The sequence below is a fragment of the Nostoc sp. genome (assembly GCF_054880495.1).
The window spans coordinates 1-2490 of the sequence record NZ_JBTYKD010000270.1 but is presented as its reverse complement, the minus strand read 5'-3'; the positions used below and the strand labels follow the sequence as shown (position 1 = coordinate 2490).

Sequence of the window (2490 nt, the reverse complement as noted above, 5' to 3'; positions counted from 1 at the left end):
GCTGACATCAATTGTTGGATGCGCTGTGGCTCCTCTCCCAGCCAATCTGGATTTTGGGCAGTGCTGTCAAAAATTGATGAGGTTTTGAAAGGCTCAAACTCGCCGTGTGATGCCGCTTCTGCGGTTTTTGCTAAGAGCGATCGCACTTGTTCCTCATTCATTGACTGGAACGTCTGCACTGCTTCAAAGGCTTGCTCTAGAATCTCCATGCTATCAATTCCGGTAATCACAACCGATGTAGGTAGATTCAAAGCATAGTGTAAACACTCGATTGGTGTTACAGTCTTTGATCGTAAAAGAATACCGTTTGCTAGGCTTTTCATCCCTAGAACACCGATGTTTTGTTTAACCAGTTCTGGCACAACTAGCTTGGCAAAGCTGCGGTAGTGGGCATCCATTACATTCAGCGGCATCTGAGCCGTATCAAATTTAAACCCGTGAGTGGCTGCAACTTCCAGCATGTGCAGATGAATATGGGGATCTTTGTGTCCAGTGAATCCAATGTATCGGAGTTTGCCAGCTTCCCGCGCTTCAATTAAGGCAGCATTTGCCCCTTCTTTATCAAAAATTCGATGCGGATCTTCATACCGAATGATTTCGTGATGCTGCACAAGATCGATGCAATCAACTTGCAGGCGTTGAAGAGATTCGTCTAGCTGTCTTGCGGCTTCTTTCTTAGAGCGGCCGTCAATTTTCGTCATCAGGAAAACTTTGTCTCGGTAGCGATCGCGCAGCGCTTTTCCCATACGAATTTCGCTGACTCCACCGTTGTAATCCCAACTATTATCCATAAAGGTGATGCCGCGATCAATCGCGGTTCTAACAATTCGGATACCCAGTTGCTCATCAACGTGCTTCAAACCGATGTGCCAACCACCCAATCCGATGGCGGAAACTTTCTCTGTTGTACTGCCGAGAACTCGGTATAACATTTCTGAATTTGACGTAGTTTCTGACATCTGTTCTCCTTGTCTCTCAGCTATTACTTAAGTAGATATAGCTGTGTGGCAATTTAAACACAAGGGAAAGTTGACAATATCTTGCTGAAGATACACTTTTCAACCCGATCAGCAAAAGATTCAAGAAGCCAAAATACCGATGCCAATTTGGGATGTGTGAGTTGACACTCCCCGGCATGAAGGCACGGGGATTCTTGGCTCAACGAAACCACTTAAATTAGATTCCTTGCGTCGTCTAATCCAGAGGTGGGATTCTCCCCAAGCGTTACTTCGGGTATGCCCTACCCTAGTTGCATAACTGCAAGTCCTTTTTAGCTTGAAACAAATATGCTTCAAAAACTGATTCGTCTAGTTCTTGTGAATCTTTTACCTGCTGCCAGGAGAAAACTAGAACAATGCAGCAGAACCCCATAGATTCAATTATCAAGGTTCAGTGTCTGCGGTTTAGGCAGCAACCGGGTTTTTAGACAGGTTGATTACCCTTCCTGTTGAGATTATTTTACCACTTCAAGCCGTCCTTCTAGGACGGGGCTTTTACCCAAATTTTGGGTAAACGAATTGAGTTAAAAGAGCGGTTATAAACCGCGTCTACACGAGACTTTACCCACCTCCGTGGGTTATAAAAGCTTGATTTTGTATTAGTCCACGGAGGTGGACTACCCTTGGGGAACGCCAAGGGCGAACGTTTGTCTAGCCGCGACTTACAGTCGCCCTGGCTCTAAGTTGACTGTGCCCCTACAACATATATGGTTCAAATAAATGAAAACTGCTGTAAAATATCAACTATTTGCCACTATAGAAAAAGGCAATTTCTTTCTCTTTTAGGGGTGCGAAACCAGCATCTATAAGTAATTGGTCGAGTTCTGTTTGGGGAATGTGTTTTGCACCAATTCGCACAATGCGCGATCGCATCGTATTAGATACGCCACTGCGCTGTCTATTGCCTTCTAGTGCCATAACTTTACCATAAAGGTCTAGCTTGGCAGGCGGAATTGGAGAACCATCAAAATCAATTCCCTGTGCGATCGCTTCATCAATAGCATCAGCACCTGTAGTAGTTTGATTCCCTGAGTTAGTTTCGGTAGGCATGGTGATTTGTTCTTCTTGGCTATGGGTAGATTTTACCAGTCTTGCTGACACCAAACCTGCCTACCGGCTTTTTTGCTAGTCAACTAAACCTTAAAAGGGGGGTTAGAAACCGCACGCCAGTTGCTTCTCCCAGGGGGAGACCCTGCGCGAACAAGTCGGCGGAGCCGACGGCAGTTGCTTCAAGCCGGGAAACCCGTCCAACGCACTGCCTCCCCAACGCACTGGCTTGTCTACACAAGCAAAACCCGCCTTTGCGGGTTAAAAAATCTTGATTTTCTCTTAGCCCACGGAGGCGGTCACTGAGCTTGTCGTTGGCGCAGCCTCTCGTAGAGAAGTGTGGGCTTTGTATCTGAGATACCCCATGCGTAAACGCAGGGGGTTCTAACTCACGGAGCGAGTTTCGTTTACCCTCACAGGTTCCGACTCCTCACGCGCTATTAGA

2 protein-coding genes are annotated in these 2490 nt (G+C 46.5%); both read right to left on the bottom strand.

Going from position 1 to position 2490, the window contains the following annotated elements; all coding sequences use genetic code 11:
• Positions 1-959 (bottom strand): aldo/keto reductase (locus ACYTXL_RS24235; protein ID WP_461926956.1); only part of this gene is annotated, 959 nt, incomplete at its 3' end.
• 783 nt (positions 960-1742) lie between these two features.
• Positions 1743-2048, bottom strand: coding sequence for a small RNA NsiR4-regulated ssr1528 family protein (locus tag ACYTXL_RS24230; RefSeq protein ID WP_461922258.1), 306 nt, complete (start codon positions 2046-2048; stop codon positions 1743-1745).
• Positions 2049-2490 lie beyond the last annotated feature (442 nt).

Excerpts from the sequence above, each read along its gene's own strand:
- ACYTXL_RS24230 (WP_461922258.1), bottom strand. The coding sequence starts at position 2,048 with ATGCCTACCGAAACTAACTCAGGGAATCAAACTACTACAGGTGCTGAT.